This is a genomic window from Pontibacter ramchanderi, assembly GCF_002846395.1.
Lineage (GTDB): Bacteria > Bacteroidota > Bacteroidia > Cytophagales > Hymenobacteraceae > Pontibacter > Pontibacter ramchanderi.
Map to the genome: position 1 here is coordinate 643,241 of NZ_PJMU01000001.1, position 21,277 is coordinate 664,517.

General features: G+C 50.1%; 21 protein-coding genes. 6 read left to right on the plus strand and 15 right to left on the minus strand.

Annotation, left to right across the window (positions count from 1 at the left end):
• Positions 1-2: 2 nt before the first annotated feature.
• Positions 3-404, plus strand: a complete 402-nt coding sequence (gene mnhG / locus BD749_RS02735; protein ID WP_101442835.1) for a monovalent cation/H(+) antiporter subunit G — start codon at positions 3-5, stop codon at positions 402-404.
• 27 nt (positions 405-431) lie between these two features.
• Here the strand turns inward: mnhG and BD749_RS02740 are convergent, their stop codons facing one another.
• Both BD749_RS02740 and BD749_RS02745 read right to left on the minus strand, forming a co-directional pair.
• Entirely contained in the window at positions 432-1,238 is an 807-nt protein-coding gene (locus tag BD749_RS02740) for a metallophosphoesterase (protein WP_101442836.1), read from the minus strand.
• A gap of 183 nt (positions 1,239-1,421) precedes the next feature.
• Complete coding sequence (locus tag BD749_RS02745) at positions 1,422-3,125, minus strand: hypothetical protein (RefSeq protein ID WP_143741219.1); 1,704 nt, start codon at positions 3,123-3,125, stop codon at positions 1,422-1,424.
• A 231-nt stretch (positions 3,126-3,356) separates the two neighbouring features.
• Between BD749_RS02745 and BD749_RS02750 the strand changes: the two genes are divergently transcribed.
• The 3 genes from BD749_RS02750 to BD749_RS02760 all read left to right on the plus strand — a co-directional run bounded on the left by BD749_RS02750 (position 3,357) and on the right by BD749_RS02760 (position 5,447).
• Entirely contained in the window at positions 3,357-3,914 is a 558-nt protein-coding gene (locus BD749_RS02750; RefSeq protein WP_101442838.1) for a TetR/AcrR family transcriptional regulator, read from the plus strand.
• A 13-nt stretch (positions 3,915-3,927) separates the two neighbouring features.
• A complete protein-coding gene (locus BD749_RS02755; protein ID WP_101442839.1) occupies positions 3,928-4,785 on the plus strand; it encodes an alpha/beta fold hydrolase in 858 nt (285 codons plus the stop codon).
• A gap of 65 nt (positions 4,786-4,850) precedes the next feature.
• The gene (locus BD749_RS02760) at positions 4,851-5,447 is read left to right on the plus strand and encodes a hypothetical protein (protein WP_101442840.1); all 597 of its coding nucleotides are present in this window, start codon (positions 4,851-4,853) and stop codon (positions 5,445-5,447) included.
• A gap of 52 nt (positions 5,448-5,499) precedes the next feature.
• Here BD749_RS02760 and hisIE read toward each other — a convergent pair whose 3' ends face one another.
• From hisIE to hisH, 4 genes are all read right to left on the minus strand, one after another.
• Entirely contained in the window at positions 5,500-6,087 is a 588-nt protein-coding gene (hisIE, locus tag BD749_RS02765) for a bifunctional phosphoribosyl-AMP cyclohydrolase/phosphoribosyl-ATP diphosphatase HisIE (RefSeq protein ID WP_101442841.1), read from the minus strand.
• 235 nt (positions 6,088-6,322) lie between these two features.
• Positions 6,323-7,081, minus strand: a complete 759-nt coding sequence (gene hisF, locus BD749_RS02770) for an imidazole glycerol phosphate synthase subunit HisF (RefSeq protein ID WP_101442842.1) — start codon at positions 7,079-7,081, stop codon at positions 6,323-6,325.
• Entirely contained in the window at positions 7,075-7,797 is a 723-nt protein-coding gene (gene hisA, locus BD749_RS02775) for a 1-(5-phosphoribosyl)-5-[(5-phosphoribosylamino)methylideneamino]imidazole-4-carboxamide isomerase (protein WP_101442843.1), read from the minus strand. Before hisA ends, hisF begins: the two co-directional genes overlap by 7 nt.
• Positions 7,794-8,375, minus strand: a complete 582-nt coding sequence (hisH, locus tag BD749_RS02780; protein ID WP_101442844.1) for an imidazole glycerol phosphate synthase subunit HisH — start codon at positions 8,373-8,375, stop codon at positions 7,794-7,796. Before hisH ends, hisA begins: the two co-directional genes overlap by 4 nt.
• A 333-nt stretch (positions 8,376-8,708) precedes the next feature.
• On the opposite strand from hisH, the gene BD749_RS02785 reads away from it, so the two are divergent.
• Positions 8,709-10,760, plus strand: coding sequence for a S9 family peptidase (locus BD749_RS02785; protein ID WP_101442845.1), 2,052 nt, complete (start codon positions 8,709-8,711; stop codon positions 10,758-10,760).
• Positions 10,761-11,364: 604 nt separating this feature from the next.
• On the opposite strand, the gene BD749_RS02790 is transcribed toward BD749_RS02785, so the two are convergent.
• From BD749_RS02790 to BD749_RS02825, 8 genes are all read right to left on the minus strand, one after another.
• The gene (locus tag BD749_RS02790; RefSeq protein WP_101442846.1) at positions 11,365-12,375 is read right to left on the minus strand and encodes a bifunctional 3-deoxy-7-phosphoheptulonate synthase/chorismate mutase; all 1,011 of its coding nucleotides are present in this window, start codon (positions 12,373-12,375) and stop codon (positions 11,365-11,367) included.
• Complete coding sequence (gene trpA, locus BD749_RS02795) at positions 12,372-13,160, minus strand: tryptophan synthase subunit alpha (RefSeq protein WP_101442847.1); 789 nt, start codon at positions 13,158-13,160, stop codon at positions 12,372-12,374. The genes BD749_RS02790 and trpA overlap by 4 nt, the downstream gene beginning before the upstream one ends.
• Entirely contained in the window at positions 13,150-14,340 is a 1,191-nt protein-coding gene (gene trpB, locus BD749_RS02800; RefSeq protein ID WP_101443593.1) for a tryptophan synthase subunit beta, read from the minus strand. Before trpB ends, trpA begins: the two co-directional genes overlap by 11 nt.
• Before the next feature lie 100 nt (positions 14,341-14,440).
• On the minus strand, positions 14,441-15,082 hold the full coding sequence (locus tag BD749_RS02805) for a phosphoribosylanthranilate isomerase (RefSeq protein ID WP_245868652.1): 642 nt from the start codon (positions 15,080-15,082) through the stop codon (positions 14,441-14,443).
• Between the two features lie 30 nt (positions 15,083-15,112).
• The gene (trpC, locus tag BD749_RS02810) at positions 15,113-15,949 is read right to left on the minus strand and encodes an indole-3-glycerol phosphate synthase TrpC (protein WP_101442848.1); all 837 of its coding nucleotides are present in this window, start codon (positions 15,947-15,949) and stop codon (positions 15,113-15,115) included.
• Positions 15,950-15,993: 44 nt separating this feature from the next.
• Entirely contained in the window at positions 15,994-17,004 is a 1,011-nt protein-coding gene (gene trpD / locus BD749_RS02815) for an anthranilate phosphoribosyltransferase (RefSeq protein WP_101442849.1), read from the minus strand.
• A gap of 81 nt (positions 17,005-17,085) precedes the next feature.
• On the minus strand, positions 17,086-17,649 hold the full coding sequence (locus BD749_RS02820; RefSeq protein ID WP_101442850.1) for an anthranilate synthase component II: 564 nt from the start codon (positions 17,647-17,649) through the stop codon (positions 17,086-17,088).
• A 1-nt stretch (position 17,650) separates the two neighbouring features.
• Positions 17,651-19,060: an anthranilate synthase component I family protein gene (locus BD749_RS02825; RefSeq protein ID WP_101442851.1), complete on the minus strand. Its 1,410-nt coding sequence runs from the start codon at positions 19,058-19,060 to the stop codon at positions 17,651-17,653.
• Between the two features lie 565 nt (positions 19,061-19,625).
• On the opposite strand from BD749_RS02825, the gene BD749_RS02830 reads away from it, so the two are divergent.
• Positions 19,626-20,033, plus strand: coding sequence for a hypothetical protein (locus BD749_RS02830; protein WP_101442852.1), 408 nt, complete (start codon positions 19,626-19,628; stop codon positions 20,031-20,033).
• An 84-nt stretch (positions 20,034-20,117) separates the two neighbouring features.
• Here the strand turns inward: BD749_RS02830 and hisB are convergent, their stop codons facing one another.
• Positions 20,118-21,212, minus strand: a complete 1,095-nt coding sequence (gene hisB / locus BD749_RS02835) for a bifunctional histidinol-phosphatase/imidazoleglycerol-phosphate dehydratase HisB (protein WP_101442853.1) — start codon at positions 21,210-21,212, stop codon at positions 20,118-20,120.
• Between the last annotated feature and the right edge of the window lie 65 nt (positions 21,213-21,277).

Here is a 21,277-nt window from a genome sequence, read left to right on the forward strand (position 1 = left end):
TTATGCTCGATAACATCAATTTCCTGCTTATCCGCGAGATCGTCAGTTCGGTGCTCATCATCATCGGCGTCGTTTTCATGACGATTTCTACCATCGGGCTTTTGCGCTTCCCCGACTTTTACATCCGCATGTCAGCCATTACGAAAGGCGCCACGCTGGGGCTGGGACTTATTCTGACAGGTATGGGGATCTACTTCAACGAGCCCGATATGTTCCTGAAAGTGATGCTGATCATAGGCTTTACGTTCCTTACTTCGCCGGTGGCAGCGCACGTGATCGGACGAACCGCAGTGCGCAACAAAATCCCTTTCTGGGAGCGCACTAACCTGGAGGAGTTCAAAGACTATCTTCACAAAGAGCACAGTGCCCACCGCGACCACGAGCGGGACAACAAGCAGGTATAGCCCTTAGCAGGTATAAGTATGGTATTCTTAGTGGGTTGGATGATGTAAGAATGGCCGGATGGACTCGGCGTATGTATCGAAGGCTTCGACAGTGGTAAGGATATGATCAGGGTAAGTAAGCGCGGTGAGTTTGCCTCCAAAGACACAGCCCGTGTCAATGTTGATGGTGTTGTTTTTCCAGCGGGGTTCCCGAACAGGCGTATGGCCGTATACCACAACCGCCACCCCCGAGTAGTCTGCCGCCCAATCGAGGCGAACCGGTAGGCCGAAGGCATCTACCTCTCCGGTGGTGGGCCCATACAAACAAAGGTCACGCACCGATTTGCTGTGTCGCCCATGCAGGCGCTCCTCCAGACCGGCATGCGCCACTACCAAACGGCCCTCATCCAGGATAATGTGGTGCGGCAGCTGCCCCAGGAAATCACGTACCCGTGTAATAAAAGCCTTGTCATAATTTTCGAGCTGCGCCATGGTAAGTTCCAGGCCGTGCCTTACCTGCACGTTGCGCCCCATGAGCTTGCGGTATAGCTTATCGTCGTGGTTGCCGCTCACGCACAGCGCCACACCCTGCTCTACCATGTCCATCACCAGGCGCAGGACCTCCGGTGAGTTAGGTCCACGGTCCACCAGGTCGCCTACAAACACGGCCATACAGCCCGCCGGCGCTGACACACGGTAATGACCCGCCGCCTTGTCATTGTTTATTTCGTAGTCCAGTTTTTTCAGCAGTGCCACTAATTCATCAAAACAGCCGTGTACATCTCCAATAACATGGAAATGGCCGTGTAACTCTTTCAATATCAGGTTTCCGCTTTTATCCGCCTCGTAGTGCATAGGGTATAATTGTACTGTTTCGTTTTTGCGTTAGCCAATATAATAACTACGAAACAGCCTCACAGGTTAGTTTTGCTGTGTTATTTTTTTGTAGCAGATGTAAAAAATTATCCTGCTGCAGTGCGATATCTTTCGGTAAAACGCTGAAAATATTTTTCCCCAGATACCGGACTGTCATGTTGCTTATCTGTTGGGGTCCTGCAGGTTGGCGCCGATACCCTCTATACCTGCAGCCGTACGAAAACCGCTCACCAGGCAATCTTTCCAATAATTGAAGACAGAGCGGTTCCGGGCACGCACCACCTCAATTGTTCCGGCCCGCAATTCCTCACCTTCGCCTGGGTTATCTGACTTGATCACTACTTTGTTGGCCACTTTTGAAAGTATCTTTTTGCCGAGTGACTGCCGCTTGTCTTCATCCTTGGTCAGCACATCAACTTTAAAATTCTGATAGCGCACGTTCAGGTTTCCACTTGCATTGTTTCGGTAGAGTTCCATTTTGAAATCGCTCTTCTGCAGGCTGCCCTCCTTCACACTAATGAAGGTTGTGGGTTCCAGAATCGGGTTCAGAATGGCAGGATTAGTAGGACCGGTTGTGCCCTGTATGGTATGGTAGCCGCTCGGGTCTAGTAGGTCCAACCTGATGGTGACCGCTATAGGCGCCTTTCCGTATACCTGCGTTTTCGCCTCCACTATGGCAGGCCTTTGGGCTGAGATGCGGTTTTTGTCGTTGGTAACGTTCGTGATGGTAGCGTAAAGATTTTCGAAGGTGATCAGGCCTTTTTCGGTCGCTTCTTCAGCAAGCTCTTCGTAGCGGATGTGCATACCTTGTACCTCTATTTTATTTAGCGTGAGTCCGGTTTTTAAATCCCGGATGATATCGTGCGGCAAGGGCTTGTTTCCCTTAACCGCGAAGTTTTTGCGATCCATGAAAGCACTCAGAGACGGGTTTTTGATTACCACATGAGACGCCACAAGGTTATTATACCTGGAGTGCACCTTATAATTCACGCCACTTGCATTTATTTCCGGCACGTCGAGTCGAATGGTCGAAACAGCTTTCCCTTTCTGCCGAGCCAGCGCCGCATTGTCCAGCAATGGGACCAATTTGAACTGGCCAATGTTGAGAGTACCGTCTTCGGTATCGGCTTTAAGTGCTGAAGCCTGTAACTTATAGGTGCCATCAGGAAGCATAAACGCTGCTTCTCCTGACTCCAATGCGATGCGCCGCGCATAATAAGCACGCTCTTTATTTTGAAATGAAGCGCTGTCCAATTCAAAATTCTTCACCAGAATCGTCAGGTCCTCCAATGAGATCCTGTTTGCCTTGGCTTTCTGCCCTTCCCTGATGCGAAGAGTTGCCTTATCTACTTCGATCTGCCCGACCCGGAGTCCTTTAAGTATCCCATCCACCGCTTCATGCAATGGTTCATGGCTTTGTGAGGTGTCCTGTCGCATTTCTGTGATCAGGATGGTGGGCTGCTGAAGGCGCAGTTTGCTCAGATCAAGTGGTTTTCCGCGCAGGATGCCGACGAAATTAATGCCGGCCAATGCCAGATCTTTTGTCTTCAGATCCAGCAGGGTTCGGGGTATGTTTACGGGGGCAGTATCTTGTTGGGCACTTACCTGGCGCTCATCCCATACTTCAAAGCTAGGCACTAAGTGGATCGAGTCAGCCGTTATATTTCCATTCAGCAGCGAGGAATCCAGGCCATGCAGTTGTAAGGTATAGAGCCCCTTAGATTCTTCCTGTACCCGTGACTCTAATTCATCTTTTAGCCAGGGAGTAAGGAATTGCGACGTCAGCAAGCCAACGATGATCAACAATAGCGCAAGGACGAGCAGTAGCCATACCCACCACGTACGAAGGAGCGATTTATAGTTCACGTATTCTGTTTGTTTCAGTTGAGTACGAGCCTTGGCTCTATGTGTTTATAACCTTGCAAAACTATTGTTGTTTAAAAATACCGCTCTCTATGCATTGCCAGGTATAGCTGGTGAGTTCCTGGTTCTGTTTATTCATAAACTGTATCAAGGAGCACAAAATGGGGCGAAATGCAACCAATATTATGAACGAACGTTCAATCATAGTATATTTGGACAAAAGTTCATGATTCAATGTCCCGATTTCAGGAAAAAAGAGAACAGAGTATTAATAAGTTGGTGGAAGTAGCGCTCAGGCTTTTTGCATTGAAAGGTTACGAAGCCACATCGATCCGCGCCATTGCACAGGAAGCAGGTATATCGCTCGGGCTGCTTTACAACTACTTTAAAAGTAAAGACGAGTTGCTGGAGGAGATTTTTCGCCGCAGCGTGGAAGACGTGCACGCCTCCTTTGCACTCCATCCCGAACAAGGAGGCACAGGTATAGAACAGCACATCCGGCAGACGGTGAAGCTGTTGAAAGAAAAGAAGAGCTTCTGGAAGTTGCTGCACGGAATACGTCTGCAGTCTGAGGTTGTAAGGCAACTGATGACTGAAATGCAGCAGCAGACCGCCTACATTGAAGATCGCATAAAACAGAACCTGGTCGAGGCAGGCATTCCCTTCCCTGACCTGGAGGCCAAACTGCTTTTCGCCACCATCGACGGCATGGCAGGCCATTTCCTGCTCTACGACAATTACCCCATCGATGACGTGGCTTCTCTCCTGATCATGAAATACAAAAAGACTTAATCGTTTTATTAAAATGAAATCACCTCGATGGCTTGACCGCATTCTATACCCATTTGCGCACCAGGTGGTGCAGCTGCAAACCGGTAGCATGCACTACGTAGACGAAGGACAGGGAGAGCCCATTGTATTTGTGCACGGCACGCCCACCTGGTCTTTTGTCTGGCGGCAACAGATTAAGGCACTTAGCCGCACTCACCGTTGTATAGCACCTGATCACCTGGGCTTCGGCCTCTCAGACAAGCCGCTAAATTTTGCTTATACCCCTGAGGCACACGCGCATAACCTGGAGCAGTTCATCGAACACCTTCAGCTAAAAGACATCACGCTGGTCGTGCATGATTTTGGCGGGCCCATTGGATTGAACTATGCCCTGAAGCACCCGGAAAATATCAAGCGACTCATTATTTTAAATACCTGGATGTGGTCGCTCGAAGACGAATCTCAAATGATGAAAATCAGTGGTTTTCTGAACAGCATTGTTGGTCGTTTTCTATACCTGAACCTGGGTTTCTCCGCTCGCCTGCTATTGCCCAAAGGCTACCACCAAAAACGCCACCTCAGCAAAGACGTGCACCAACATTACCTGAAGCCGCTCAATAACAGCAGAAGCCGCATCGGGACCTGGCGTTTTGCCATTGCCTTAAAGGAATCCGGCCCTTGGTTTGCCAGCCTCTGGAACCAGCGCGAAAATTTACGCGCTATACCTAAGCTGATCCTCTGGGGCGAAAAGGACAAACTGCTCCCCTCCCACCTGCTAGAACGATGGGTACAAGCTTTTCCAGAGGCCCAGGTAAAGCGTTTTGATGCGGGTCATTTTGTGCAGGAAGAGAAAGGAGGCGAAGTAGCGGACGCGATCAAAGAATTTATATAAAGAATTTTTAATATTTATTGCGGCTAAAGTAATCTTTTTCATACCTTTATAGTCAAATTAAAACTATGAAAAAGATCATACCTTTTGCGTGGCTTTTAGCTCTTCCACTTTTCCTTGCTTCATGTGATAAACAGGACGACGAAAGCACTACGATTGTGCCGAAAGTGGAGGCGACAATGGAAAGGTCTTTTCTTTACTTTGAATCAGAAGAAGAGGACAGGGCCGTATACAGCCTTAGCCAGCGGGAAATGCAGCTCGCCTCGGACGAAGAAAAACTACAGATAGACTTTGAGCCATCCCGCCCAACTGCAAACGACGCATTGGTATTTACTATAAAACAAAGCGACCTTCTGCAAGGCTTTGTCGGCACGTATGCTATCCGATCTCTTTCCAACAACAAAAAGGGACGAGCTGACATTACTTATTATCATTACTACAACAAGACGAGCAAAAGCGCGCTCTTCAGTAGCGGTAACCGCATGGAGGGACAGCTTGAAATAAACACGTACAATGCCGCGACGGGCCTTGCCAGTGGCAGTTTTGAGGTGACGATTAGCAGTGTAACTGATCCTGCATCCTACGAGAGTAACCCGAGCAAGCCCCGTAAGTGCAACATCGTGTTGAAAGGCAGCTTCAACAATCTCAAACTTACGAGCAACTAGGCATATAAACCAACTCATTAGAATAAAAGCCAGCCGCTTCCGCGGCTGGCTTTTATTTTTTATGACGCTCTTCCAGCACCTCCACCACATCGGCTAATTCCAGGCCAGTAGCAGCCAGCAGCACCAACAGGTGGTATAGCAGGTCGGCTGCCTCTCCCTTCATGGTATCCAGTTTGCCGGCCACCGCGTCTATCACTGTTTCCACGGCCTCCTCGCCTACTTTTTGAGCGATCTTGTTCACACCTTTGTCGAACAGAAAATTAGTATAGGACGCTTCGGTCGGATTGGCTCTGCGCTGTTGTATCACCTCTTCCAGTTTGGCTAGGAACTGAATAGCCGCCATGCGCTTCGCTCCTGCATCCTCTCCGAAACAACTGGTATCGCCGGTGTGGCAAGTGGGGCCGCTAGGATTTACTTTGATCAGAAGTGAGTCGTTGTCGCAGTCCTCGGCTATGCTCACCACCTGCAAGGTATGGCCGGAAGTTTCACCTTTGGTCCAGAGGCGGTTTTTGGAACGGGAGAAAAAAGTCACCAGCCCTTCTTTATGTGTCTTGTCAAAGGCCTCCTGGTTCATGTAACCCAGCATCAGCACCTGACTTGTGGCAGCATCCTGTATCACAGCAGGCACCAGCCCACCCATTTTATCGAAATCTAGCACAGTTTATAATTTGAAAGTTTAAAATAGGCTAATGGTTAAATTGTTGAAAGGTTAAACTGTTTATTGTCCTTAACCGATTCGGCCAAGTAAACTTCTGTCCGATCATGCTCTGGCAATGAATCCGCAACTTCTGCCTAATCGTCGCGCACAACAATTTAACCATTCAGCCATCTAACAATTCACTACATCACAAAATCACTCAATCACTAAATTAGAATCACACCCGAACCGCTATACCTTCTGCTTTCAGGAACCGCTTCAGGTCCGGAATATCCAGTTCGCGGAAGTGAAAGAGGCTGGCGGCCAGAGCGGCGTCGGCATGGGCTACCTGAAAAGCATCGGCGAAGTGCTGCATGGTGCCCGCACCTCCTGAAGCAACGACCGGAACAGAAACAGCTTCCGAAACCGCCTGGGTAATGTCCAGCGCAAATCCAGCTTTGGTGCCGTCGTTGTTCATGCTGGTCAGCAGGATCTCACCAGCACCCAGATCCACTACTCTCTTCGCCCAGTCTACGGTGGCATGCTCGGTCTCAACGGTTCCGGCGCGGGCGTATACCTTCCAACCCGCCGCTTCGGTATGCTTGGTGTCGATGGCTACCGTCACACATTGACTGCCGAAGCGACGGGCCAGGTCATCTACCAAATGCGGGTTCCGAATGGCGGCCGAATTGACCGATACCTTATCGGCGCCAGCCATCAAAAGCACCTCCACGTCGGCCACGGCACTGATGCCGCCTCCTACTGTGAATGGTATGTCGATGTGACGGGCAATGTCGCGTACTAGCTCGGCAAAGGTTTTGCGCTCTTCGTTAGTAGCGGTGATATCCAGAAACACTAGTTCGTCGGCACCTTGTTCGGCATACCAATTGGCCAGTTCCACCGGGTCACCGGCATCGCGGATGTTCTCAAAACGGATGCCCTTTACGGTGCGCCCGTTCTTTATGTCCAGACAAGGTATGATGCGTTTAGTTAACATAAAAATCGCGCTAAATCCTTTAATGTGATGGTCCCTTCGTAGATCGCCTTCCCGATGATGGCACCGGTTACGCCGATCTCCTGCAGTTCCTTCAAATCCTGTACGGTTGTGACGCCGCCACTGGCAATTATTTGAGCATCAGGCAAGGTGAGTTTCAGGTGACGGTAGGTGTTGGTGGAAGGTCCCTGCAGCTTGCCGTCTTTGCTAACATCGGTGCAGATGAAAAGTTTGGCCCCCGTCTTCAGATAACCTGACATAAAATCCTGCAGCGGGTATTTACTCTCTTCGGTCCAGGCGCTGATGGCGATGTTAGTGCCTTTGAAATCGGCTCCGATGATGATCTTATCGGAACCGTATTGCAAGAGCCAGTTCTTTACCTTCTCCGGTTCACGCACCGCGATACTACCTGCTGTAATCTGTGCTGCACCCGCATCAAAAGCCAGTTTAACGGCTTCGTCTGACTGCAGACCACCGCCAAAGTCGATTGTCAGGTTGGTGTTGGCGGCAATGCGCTCGAGTACGTTCAGGTTCACCGGTTTGCGGGCGCGGGCGCCGTCGAGGTCCACCAGGTGCAGCCGTTTGATGCCGTTGGCTTCGAAGCGTTTGGCCACTTCCAACGGATTGTTGTCGTAGGTGGTTTGCTGAGCGAAGTCGCCCTCGGTGAGGCGCACGCACTGGCCACCGATCAGGTCAATGGCAGGGATAATTTCCATCATAAGGCAAGGAAGTTTTTAAGGATCTGTGAACCGGCAGGACCGCTTTTTTCGGGGTGATACTGCGCAGCGTAGAAGTTTTTATACTGTAGGGCAGCTGAAAAGGGCTCCGGATAGGAAGTTTGCGCAATCGTGTACTCGCTTAGCGGCACATAATAGCTATGTACGTAGTAGGCGAATTCCCCCTCGGCTATACCTTCAAACAAGGGCGATTGCAAGTTCTCCAGCTGATTCCATCCCATGTGCGGCACTTTCAGGTCCGTCTCGAAGCGCTTCACTGGCAAAGGGATGATGCCCAGCAAATCGGTATCACCTTCTTCGGAGTGCTCGCAAAGCAGCTGCATTCCCAAACACACGCCAAAAAAAGGCTGCTCGAGCGTTGGCAACAACTTGTCGAGGTTGCGGGCCCGCAACTGTGCCATGGCCGACGAGGCCTCCCCCACGCCCGGAAATATTACCTTATCCGCCGCCTTGATCGTCTCAAAATCGCAGCTCAGCGTAGCCTGTACGCCCAACCGCTCCAGCGCAAACTGCACCGACTGCACATTACCCGCTTTGTAATCAACTATAACTAAATCCATTATATATAATGTGTAATGAATAGTGAAGAATGATTAATAAATCCTGTAAATCCTTGAATCCTGTAAATCCTGATTCAGACAACAAAAAAAGCCTGACTCTGTTCGGAGTCAGGCTTTAGGAAAATATATTTTAGTAATACTAAATCAAATCCATAGGCAGACGGCTCCGAAACTTGTGCTTCGTGCATGATGATGGTGCAGATGTGCCATTGTGCCTTTCATTGTTGCAAATATAGGTCGCGGCCTTCGTATTACCATGCTTATACCTGATTCTTTTTAATCTAGCATACGATTGTCGTTTCAGAATGTCGGGTTTTCGGCTATTTTTGGAGCATGAAAAAGATAATGATACTGGCTGGTGTGTTTGCCGCAACCATGGCACAGGCCCAGCAGCAGCGCATGACCCCGGAGCTTCTCTGGAAACTGGGCCGGGTTTCTGCCGAGACCATCACACCCGACGGAAAATCCGTGATTTACGGCGTGAGTTACCCCAATGTGGAAGAGAATAGCAGCGAACGCAACCTATACGCTATACCTGTAACAGGTGGACAAGCTACGCAACTGACATCTACCAAAGGTGGTGAAAGTTTGGTGCACATCGACAAGGCCACGGGCAACATGGTATACCTGCACAAGGGACAACTGTGGCAGCTGACTGGTGGCAAAGGCGAGCCAAAGCAACTGACTAACGTGGAGGGAGGCCTGAGCAATGTGCGTTTTTCTCCGGACGGAAAACATTTGCTGTTCTCTCGTGAGATAGAAGTGAAAAAGATGCATAGCACAGACCTGTACCCGGAGCTGAAGAAATCAAACGCTTACGTATACGACGACCTGAACTACCGCCATTGGGATACTTGGGAAGACGGTAAATTTCAGCACATCTTCTACGCTAGCTACAACAACGGGCAACTCGGCACGCCGGTCGACCTGATGAAAGGCGAGCCCTTCGATGCGCCGCAAATGCCTTTCGGTGGCAAGGAAGACGCCATCTGGAGCCCCGACAGTAAAGCTATTCTGTACGTGAGTAAAAAGAAGTTCGGCAAGGACTATGCCATGAGCACCAACACCGACATCTACCGCTACGACATCGCCAGTGGCAAAACCACCAACCTCACCGAAGGCAACCTCGGCTACGACACCCACCCAACCTACAGTGCCGACGGCTCCAAACTGGCCTGGCTTGCCATGGATGAAGACGGCAATGAAGCTGACCAGAATGAACTGATCGTGCTGGATACTAAATCCGGCAAGAAATACAACCTGACCAAAGACTGGGATGAGACTATTAACGGCTTTGATTGGAGCAACGATGGCAGCAAGATCTGGTTTGTGGCCCCTACCAAAGGCACGATCCAGGTATACGAGATCGCGCTTCCGAAAAACCTCGACAAGTTTACTGCCAAAGGTATACGTCAGGTAACCAAAGGCCAGTTCGATGTGAACGGCATCGTGGGTCAGGCTGGCAATCACCTGATCGTGTCGCGTAACGATATGAACCACGCGCCGGAGCTGTACCGTCTGGATACAAAATCGGGTCAGCTGGCGCAGCTTACAAAAGTAAACGACGAGGTATACAGCAAACTGGCCAAGAGCAAAGTAGAGCCGCGCACGACCAAAGCCAGCGATGGCAAAGACCTGTTCTCTTGGGTAGTATACCCTCCGGATTTCGACCCGAACAAGAAATACCCGACGCTGCTTTACTGCCAGGGTGGCCCGCAATCGGCCCTAACCCAGTTCTACTCCTACCGCTGGAACCTGCAACTGATCGCGGCACAGGGTTACATTGTAGTGGCACCCAACCGTAGAGGCATGCCAGGCCATGGCGAAGAATGGAACCGCCAGATCAGCGGTGACTGGGGCGGTCAGCCAATACGCGACTACCTGTCAGCCATTGATGATGTAGCCAAAGAAGCCTATGTAGACAAAGACCGACTGGGCGCCGTTGGTGCCAGTTATGGCGGCTACTCTGTGTTCATGCTGGCTGGTGTGCACGAAGGCCGATTCAAAACCTTTATCGCTCACGATGGTCTGTTTGACATGCGCAGCTGGTATGGCACCACTGAGGAGATGTTCTTTGCCAACAACGAACTGAAGGGTCCTTACTGGGAAACAAAATCACCGCAGAGCTATAAAGAGTACAACCCAATTGAGCTTGCCAACAAGTGGGACACGCCCATCCTGATCGTACAGGGCGGGCAGGACTTCCGGGTAGGTATAGAGCAAGGTCTGCAGGCCTTCCAAGTTGCCCAACTCAAAGGCATCAAGAGCCGCCTGCTATACCTGCCAGACGAGAACCACTGGGTACTACAGCCGCAGAATGCCATGGTATGGCAGCGTGAGTTTTTCAAATGGCTGGATGAAACGCTGGATAAAAAAGCAAATTAAAACAGAAAGGCCGGTACTGAATGGTACCGGCCTTTTTTGTCTGGATCTTGATATAGGGCCCCTGCCCAAAGGATTTACAGGATTTTCGCATATGTCAGTGGAAGATGCCCTGACCTCGCAGCGTCTTTCAGCCCTGAGAGCGTCTTGAGAGTGCTTCGCAGGTATAGATTGTCAGAATCAAGATTTTCAGAATTTAAAGATTTTCAGGATTCCCGTGCATGATTGCCCCCCCTGCCCCCTTCAAAGGGGGACTTTAGCCATTGCTGGTGTCAGGTATAACCCTGTCGTGTCTGTTACGCACCACTGACAGGTATAGCAAGAGTAACTTGCCCCAAAAGCTATGAAATAAATAGTCTTAGCCAGGTGCACTTTATGGCGCTCTACTGTTGGGGGTGAAGGGGTCCCCCTGTCAAGAGCGTTCAGCGAGTGGGGGTAGGGGCCCTCTTTCTTTTTATCAAGAAAAAAAGTAGGGCCCGCCCGGCCAGGGCAAAAGCCAGCTATGCAATAGCACACTTGCTATACCTATACCTATACCTGTGCCAAAAGCCCCACCACAGCAGTCACAAGCATGGGCGCTCACACCATATTACCGCATAACATGCTACTAAAAAGATTCCCTCAACTCAAACGCCTGCCGCATCCGTCTGATCAAACGCTCTGACTCCTGAAAATTCACCGTCTGCTGTCCATCCGAGAAAGCCTCTTCTGGTTTCTGATGCGTTTCGTAGATCACACCGTCGGCACCCGCCATCACAGCAGCCAGCGACATGGGCTCTACGTGGTCGCGCAAACCAATACCGTGCGACGGGTCCACGATCACGGGCAGGTGGGTTTTGGCTTTGAGCACCGGCACAGCGTTCAGGTCGAGTACGTTACGGTAGGCATTTTCGTAGGAGCGGATACCGCGCTCGCAAAGCATGATCTTTTCGTTGCCGTTAGAGAAGATATACTCCGCCGCCTGCAGCAGCTCTTCCAGCGTACCGGAGATGCCCCGCTTCAGCAGCACAGGCTTTTGCGCCTCGCCCAAAGCGTCCAGCAAATTGAAGTTCTGGCTGTTACGGGCCCCTACCTGAAACACATCTACATAGTCCACCATGTCCTCGATCTGCGACACCTGCATCACCTCTGTGATAATCTTGATACCATTCTCGCGACAGATGCGGTGAAACATCTTCAGACCGTCTATACCTAAGCCCCGAAAAGCATAAGGCGAACTGCGCGGCTTAAACACACCACCCCGCATCACCTTCACCTCGTTGGCTTTCAGGTGCTCCACTACCAGCTCGATCTGCCGCTCACTTTCGATAGAGCAGGGACCAGCCATGATGCTGAAGTTGCCCTCTCCGATCACGACGCCATCGCCCAAGTCGATCAGCGTGGGATTCACGCGCCACTTGCGGGAGATCAGCTTGTACTCGTCTGACACGCGGTGGATGTCTGCCACGCCCGGCAACTGACCAAGCGTGCGGATATCAAAGTCTTTCTTGCCAATGCCGACGATGTAGTGTGCTTCCTGCGTTTTTACTTCGTTGGCTTTAAAGCCTATACCCTTTACTTCCTGCAGTATAACTTCCAGTAGTTGGTCAGGTATACCTTGTTGCAATTGTATGATCATACGATTTCGTTCTGTCTGATGCTTTGAATAAATGTGCTGATGTTCTCGGTCAGGTTGCCCTCTTTGGCCAGTGCCTTGATAAAAGCACTGCCAATGATCGCGCCGCTGGCATGGTTGCAGGCCTGCGTAAAAGTCTCGCTGTTATGGATGCCAAAACCGATGATGCCCGGATTGCGCAGTCCCATTCCGTTTACCCGCTCAAAATAAGCCGTATTGCTTACAGACTGCTCTGTAGTGCTGCCTGTTACCGAAGCTGAGGACACCATGTAGATGAAGCCGTTGGTATGCGTGTCGATCTCGCGGATGCGCTGTTCCGGCGTCTGCGGTGTGACCAGGAATATATTGCTGAGTCCGTTTTGCTCGAACAAGGCCTTATACTCCCGCACATAATCTGACAATGGCAGGTCCGGCAGAATCAAGCCATCTATACCTAGTTCACTGGCTTTCTGCAGAAAACGCTCTACACCGTACTGCATCACCGGGTTCAGGTAGCCCATCAGCACCAGCGGAATCTGGGTATGCTGGCGGATGTCTTTTAACTGTTCGAACAGCTTGGGTATGGTCATACTGTTGCGGATCGCGACTTCGGAGCTTTGCTGAATGGTCGGACCGTCAGCCAGAGGGTCAGAGAAAGGCATGCCGATTTCGATCAGGTCCACGCCGTTCTTCTCCAGTTCCAATATGATCGGCACCGTGTCCTCTAAACTCGGGAAGCCGGCCGTGAAGTAAACCGAAAGCAAGCCCTTTGGCTTTTGGGCGAATAGTTGCTGAATTCTATTTTCCATCAAAGTTGAATCTGTCTAAGTAAGTTGCCAAATCTTTGTCACCACGCCCGGAAAGGTTGATCACTACCACTTCATCCGGCTTCGCGCCTAGTCTGCCGATTGCGGCCAGGGCATGGGCTGTTTCAAGTGCAGGAATAATGCCTTCTAGTCTCGTTAGCTCCAGTACCGCCTGCAGAGCCTCCTCGTCGGTGATGCTCTCAAAAATAGCCCGGCCCGACTGGTGCAGATGCGCGTGCAATGGCCCTACGCCCGGATAATCGAGACCGGCAGAGATAGAGTACGGCTCAGTTACCTGCCCGTCTTCGGTCTGCATGAGCAAAGTGCGACTGCCATGGATGATGCCCTCTTTGCCCAGCACTGAGGTAGCGGCCGACTCACCGGAGTCTATACCTAGACCGGCGGCTTCCGCAGCCACCAGTTTCACCTCTGGCGTGTCTAGGTAATGGTAAAAGGCACCCGCCGCATTGCTGCCGCCGCCTACACAAGCCACGATATAATCCGGGTTTTCGCTGCCGGTTTTCTCCAGCAACTGCGACTTCATTTCCTCTGAGATCACCGCCTGAAAGCGGGCCACCATGTCTGGGTATGGGTGAGGACCAACCACCGAACCAATAATATAGTAAGTGTCTTCCGGATTGTTGATCCAGTCGCGGATGGCTTCGTTGGTCGCGTCTTTCAGCGTTTTGCTGCCGCTTGTTGCGGGCACTACCGTAGCGCCTAACATCTTCATGCGGGCTACATTAGGCGCCTGCCGTTCAACATCTACTTCACCCATGTACACAATACACTCTAGGTTCATCAGCGCACACACTGTAGCCGTGGCCACGCCATGCTGACCAGCACCCGTCTCGGCAATGATGCGGGTTTTGCCCAGTCGCTTGGCCAGCAGAATCTGCCCGATGGTGTTGTTGATCTTATGCGCTCCGGTATGGTTCAGGTCCTCCCGCTTGAGGTAGATGTTGGTGTTATACTTTTCGGACAGGCGCTTTGCAAAGTATAGCGGCGTCGGCCGTCCTACATAATCCTTAAGCAAGGCCTGCAGCTCCTCCTGAAAATCCGGCTCCGCCATGATGGTCAGGTAATTCTGCCGCAATTCCTCCACATTAGGGTACAGCATTTCGGGAACATAGGCCCCACCGAAGCGGCCGTAGAACCCATTATCGTCAACCTGGTAGTTCATATTTTTATTGATGAAAGACTGCTTAACAAAAGACAAAGGACTTTCTTAGTTAAATAGTCTTTTGTCAAAGTGTCCATTGTCTAATTGTCTAAATAATTTATTAACTCTTAACTAGCGCCATTAGACGCTTCAGCTTCTCCACATCCTTCAGCCCCGGTTCTATTTCAAAGCCGCTGTTTACGTCCAGGGCAAATGGCTTCGGACGGAGCTTTTCGAATTCCTTGCTCTGCAGGTTGTCCAGATTGAGGCCGCCACTCAGAAAATAAGGTATAGGCGAGAAATTTCCTTTCAGTATTTCCCAGTCGAAGGCAGTGCCATTGCCACCGTAGTTGTTTCCGCGGGTATCGAAGAGAAAGTAGTCGCAATAGCGCTCGTAAAGCAAGGTGTTCTCAAAGGAAAAGCGGTCATCCACCGAAAAAGCTTTGATCAGTTTGATACCTGCTTCTTTAAGCTCCCGGCACTGACCCGGTGTTTCGCGCCCGTGTAACTGCACCAGATCCAAGTCATACCTCTCCACCGTTGCCCGAATAACTTCAGTCGCTTCATTCACGAAAACTCCTACCTTTTGTATACCTGACGGTAGTTCCGCTAATAGCTCCGGTGTGATGTAGCCCTCACAGTAGCGCTTGGAGCCTTCATAAAAAATAAAGCCCATGTAATCTGGTTGCAGCGCAGCCACCTGCCGGATGTTTTCAGGGTCGCGCATGCCGCATACTTTAATTTTCAAGTCTTTCATCTCCATGGATTATGTGGTTTTTACTTACGACAGCCATTAGACTTGTGACGGAGCTTGTGACGGAGCCAGCGAAAGACCATGCTGCAATTGGCGTAGTTCCCGGATGAATTCTGCGGCGGCACGCTCCGGTCTGCTATTGTTCATGAAAGTCTCCCCGATCAGGAAACCGTTGTAACCTGCCTGCTGCAACTCAATCAATGTTTTAGGTGATTTTAAACCGCTCTCGGATACCTTGGTCATACCTGCCGGGATGTGCTGCGCCAATTCTAAAGACAAAGTCACATCCGTTTTAAAAGTCTGGAGATTGCGATTATTCACTCCGACAATCGTCACATCTTCACTTAACGAAGCTTCCAGTTCTTGCTGAGAATGCACTTCCAGCAATACTTCCAGTCCAAAAGAGCGGGCAAAAGCAGCCAGTTGCTTCAGTCTTGTCGGCTCCAGTGCGGCAGCGATCAGCAAAATGGCATCGGCACCGATTGACTTGGCCTCCACGATCTGGTATTCGTCTACCGTAAAGTCTTTGCGCAGGATCGGACAATAGTTGTACTTGCGGGCGACCATCAGGTCTTCGTTCTTGCCTCCGAAGTAATTTGTGTCTGTCAGGATAGAAAGTGCCGAAGCACCCGCTTGCATGTAGCCAATCGAAGTGCGCTCCACCGATACATAAGGGTTGATGTCGCCTTTGGACGGAGACTTGCGCTTGATCTCGGCAATAATACCGCTTTTATCCGGTCGCAAAAGATAGCGCTCCAGCGAAAGACAAGGTGTTTCGAAGTAAAGGCTTTTCTCCAGCAGTTTCACCGGGTATAGCGCTTTTCGCTCTTCTACTTCCTTGTATTTATGGGCGATGATCTCGTCGAGTATATTCATGTTATTAGATTTGAAAATTTGGAGATTTGATGATTTGAAAACGATTAGGCTGTTACCAGCTTGTTGTCATTTATCAGTTTGTTAAATAAGGTATAAGCTCTGCCTGATTGAAGTGTCTCTTTAGCCAAAGCTACGGCTTCAGGTATAGCGGTTTCAGGGCGGGCGCAGTGGATGGCCATGCCGGCATTGGCAGCAACAACATCCGTCTGGGCGTCGGTGCCTTCCCCTTTGATCACCTTCAGAAAAATCTCAACCGACTCGGCTATACCTTCCCCGCCCTTGATCTGGCTGTGTTCCAGACGTCCAAGGCCCAGGTCACTGGCGTCGAGTAGTTGCTCTTTGCTGTCGGCAATCACCTTAAAGGGACTGGTGAGGGAGATTTCGTCATAACCGTCCAGGGTATGGAGGATGCTATACCTTATGTCAGGCTGCTGCTGGTAGAGGTAGCCATACATGCGGGCCAGTTCCAGACTGAAAACTCCCACCAGCTGTTTCTTCGGAAAGGCCGGATTCACCATGGGCCCTAGCATGTTGAAGAAGGTCTTCACGCCAAGGTCCTTTCGGATCGGCCCGACACTTTTCATGGCCGGGTGAAAAAGTGGGGCATGCAGAAAACAAATGTTATACTCGGCAATGCTGCGCTCCAACTTGTCTTTGTCAGTGGTGAACTGTATACCCAGCGCCTCCAGCACATTAGACGATCCGCAGGAGGAGGACACACCGTAGTTGCCGTGCTTGGCCACCGCAATTCCATTAGCCGCTACAACAAAAGAAGATAGCGTTGAGATGTTAAAGGTATTCCTACCATCGCCGCCTGTGCCACAGAGGTCTATCGGATCGTATGCGTCGAGTTCTACGCGGTGGCACAGCTCAAGCAAGGCATTCCGGAAACCTTCCAGCTCTTCCACAGTAATGCTGCGCATCATATAGACCGTCAGGAAGCTCGATATCTGGCTTTGGTTATACCTGCCGGCTGCAATGTTCTTCAGCACTTCCCGCGCCTGCTCCCGACTCAGCGTTTTATGTTCAAATAAGTGGTTCAGTATTTCTTTCATTTTTTCTCTTGACAAATGATCTTTTGACAATAGACAAAGGACTTTATTTTCTCAATTGTCCTTTGCCACACAGTCCTCTGTCTAATTTTCCAACCAGTTCTGAATCATCTCTCGTCCATGCTCCGTCAGCACAGACTCCGGGTGGAACTGCACACCACGCACATCATAGTCACGGTGGCGCAGCGCCATGATGTTTCCGGATGCATCCACAGCCGTTGGCACCAGACAACCCGGCAAGTTTTGCTCTACCAGCCAGGAGTGGTAGCGACCCGTATTGAATTGCTGCGGGAGGTTTCGGAAGAGGACTTCTTCTTCGCATTTCACTTCAACAGGGGTAGTAATGCCGTGCCATACCTCGTTGCTGTTAAACAGTTTACCTCCGTATACCTCACCTATTGCCTGATGTCCGAGACATACCCCGAACAGACTTTTAGTTGCTCCAAACTCACGGATAATCTCCTTCAGCATTCCCGCTTCGTCCGGTATACCGGGTCCCGGAGACAGCATGATCTTGTCAAATTGTGACACTTCTTCTAAGCTTGTCTTATCGTTTCGTCGCACGGTCACTTCAGCACCCAGCTCCTGCAGCAAGTGCACTAGGTTGTAGGTGAACGAATCGTAATTGTCGATTACCAGAACTTTCATGTTAATTGATCTCCTGTGCTAAGGTGAGGGCTTTGCGCAAAGCCATAAGTTTATTGTCCACTTCCTGCAGTTCGCTGTTTTCGTCAGAGGCAGCTACTATACCTGCACCGGCTTGGTAGAAGAGTTTGTAGTCTTTACTCAGGAAGGAGCGGATCATGATGGCGCTGTTGAAATTGCCGTTGAAGTCCATGAAGCCGATGCAGCCTCCGTAGAATGCGCGGTTGGTGGTTTCGTACTGATCGATCAGCTGCATAGCCTTGTATTTGGGAGCGCCTGAAAGCGTGCCAGCTGGGAAGGTACTGGCCACCATTTGCAGCGAATCCTCCTGCTGGTGGAGCTTTCCGGACACTTTGGATACCAGGTGAATCACGTGGGAGTAAAACTGTATTTCACGGAACGTTTCGACCTCCACGCTGTGGCCGTTGCGGCTCAGGTCGTTGCGGGCCAGATCCACCAACATCACGTGCTCGGCGTTCTCCTTCGGATCGGCCAGAAGCTTTTCAGCCAAAGCGGCATCGGCCGCATCATCACCTGTTCTTCGGAAGGTACCCGCAATCGGAAAAATGCTCGCCTTGCCGTCTTTGATCACCAACTGCGCCTCGGGCGAGGAGCCAAAGATCTTGAAGTTGCCGTAATCGAAGTAGAAGAGGTATGGCGAGGGATTGACAGAACGTAGCGCACGGTACACGTTAAAGTCATCGCCCTGAAAAGCTTGCTCAAAACGGCGTGAGAGCACCAACTGAAACACATCGCCTCGGAAGCAGTGCTCCCTTGCCTTCTTTATATTCTGCAGAAAAGCCTCTCTGCCAATGTTGCAAGCCTCCTCGCCTACTGACTTAAATGTATAGCTCGGAATGTTGCGGCTGTTGAGCAGAGCCTCCAGTTGTGAAATCCCGTCACTTTCTGCTTCACCACAGGTATGTGAGAAAATATAAGCCTCATTGGTGAAGTGGTTGATCGCGATAATGTAGCGGTACACGGCATAATAAAGATCCGGCATCTGTTGGCGGTCGCTGCGCAACTCCAAGTCAATGTCCTCGAAATAGCGCACGGCATCATAGTTCATGTAGCCAAACAAACCATTGCTGATAAAGTTGAAGCTATTCTGCTCTGGCTCAAACCGACCGGCGAAAGAAGATAGGCGGGCAGGCACATCACTATCAGCCGCAATCGGCGTTTCAGAGATGCTGCCATCCGGGTATACTTCTGTCAGCACTTCATTTTCCGCCTTGATACTAGCCATCGGACTGCAGCAAATGTAGGAGAAGCTGTTCTCGGCGCCGTGGTAGTCAGAGCTCTCCAACAAAATGCTGTTCGGAAAGCGGTCGCGCAGCTTCAGGTATACACTCACGGGGGTGAGTGTGTCGGCGAGGAGGCGTTTATACTTTGTCGTGATCTTATATTTTGTCATCGTTGAAATAGGGTTAAAACAAAAAAAGCCTGCTGTTCAGGTGAACAGCAGGCTTTTATACCTTTGGCTATAGACTGTATTAGCTTCTTAAATACAACATAGCGGGTCTGTTCACGATACTTTGCGTAACGTGCCACCACCATGCAGTATGAAGAAGATTTTGGATCATGTTCTTTCTAAAATGGGTCGAAACAGTACAACCCGATGTTGCAAAGGTAAAGGCTAAACCGAGGATTGCAAATTCTTTTGAAATTTATTTTTGATCAAGAACAAACAACCGTGCTCTTTGTTTTCATAAACAGAAAAGTGCATCTGCACTAAGATATAACTGCTAATTTGGGAGAGCAAATTCCACATTTGGGAAATCCCATCAAAGCAAATGGGGCACTCGCTTGCAATTAACCTTTGTTTGACAGGCATTTAGGCTTCCTTTCCCACAAAATCGTGATTAGGTCTGGTTTTTGTGAAGCATCATGTACACCAGCATTTATTTACCAGTTACTTATGCTCAGTCAAACGGGTATGTGTAGGATGGAGTAAAGTTGAACGTATTTGAGATGGTTATATGAAATTGGTTCGCAACGAGATTTTACATAGACAAAGCAACATCCTGATAGAATTTAACCATGCCGAAGGATGGATCTATGTGAATTGGCGGGGCTACCAAAATTACGATACGGTGGTAAAGGGCTGTGAGAAAATCCTCGAGCTCCTGCTTGAGACCAATTGTACCAAAGTGCTCAACGATAATACCAATGTGGAGGGTATCTGGTCAGGTGCCTCTAAATGGGTAGGCCAGGACTGGTTTCCACGCATGCAGGCGGCTGGTCTGGAGTGTTTTGCCTGGGTATATTCTCCGAGTGCTTTTAGCAGGCTATCGGCCGAAAAATCTTTGCAACACACAGAAGATATGAGCTTTATCAAAACATTTAACGATATAGAGGCGGCTAGCGACTGGTTGCGTGCCTGCTGAACAACAACCAACCGCTTAATCAACCAGATAAAAAGGCTGACCGCTACCAAGCAGTCAGCCCTTTTTATTTACACCTACTCCTTACTACAGGGTTCCCTTTGTGCTAGGTATAGAGTTGTCCTCCGGATTCCGTTTCACGGCCATCTGAATGGCTTTGGCAAATCCCTTGAAGATCGCTTCGATCTTATGATGCTCGTTCTGCCCTTCCGCTTTGATATTGAGGTTGCACTTAGAGGTATCGCTAAAGGACTTGAAAAAGTGAAAGAACATTTCGGTGGGCATGTCTCCTACTTTCTCGCGCTTGAAGTCAGCCTCCCAAACCGTCCAGGGTCTACCGCTGAAATCAATAGCCACTTGTGCCAACACATCGTCCATTGGCAGCAGAAAACCATAGCGGCTGATTCCCTTTTTATCACCTAACGCTGCCAAAAAGGCCTCGCCCAAAGCCAGACCGGTGTCTTCAATGGTGTGGTGCTCATCGATGTGCAGGTCGCCTTTTACCCGTAGGTTCAGGTCCAGTTTGCCGTGCTTGGCCAGTTGCTCAAGCATGTGGTCGAAAAAGCCCAGGCCGGTGTGGATGTTCATCTGCCCGGTTCCGTCCAGATTCAGGTCGATGGCAATGTCGGTTTCGTTGGTCTGTCGTCTGATGCTGGCTTTGCGGGCCGGGAGCTTCAGGAAGGTATAGATCTCGTCCCAGTCACTGGTGCTCAAAGCGGCCTCTTCTACTTGCTCATCGCCAATGAAAATAGCCTGAGCTCCCAGGTTTTTGGCCAGTTTCACATCTGTTAGTCGATCACCTATGACATAAGAGTTCGCCAGGTCATACTCCCCGGAAAGATACTTTTTCATCATGCCTATACCTGGTTTGCGGGTTTCCAGGCCCTCGTGCTCAAAACTGCGGTCGATCAGGATATCGGCGAACTCAATGCCCTCTCCTTTCAGAATATCGAGCATTTTGTTCTGATAGGGCCAGAAGGTATGCTCCGGGTATGAATCAGTGCCGAGTCCATCCTGGTTGGTGACCATCACCAATTCATAGTCCAGCTCGGTATAGATTTTGTAAAGGTTGCGAATCACTTTCGGCAGAAACTCAAACTTTTCGAAAGAGTCTACCTGAAAATCCGTTTTCGGCTCTACCAGAATAGTGCCGTCACGGTCTATAAATAATGCTTTTTTCATTTTATTAATGTATCTCCTAGCGTGTATCAGGTTAAATGGAAAACTGTCCTTTAACCCGACTTATC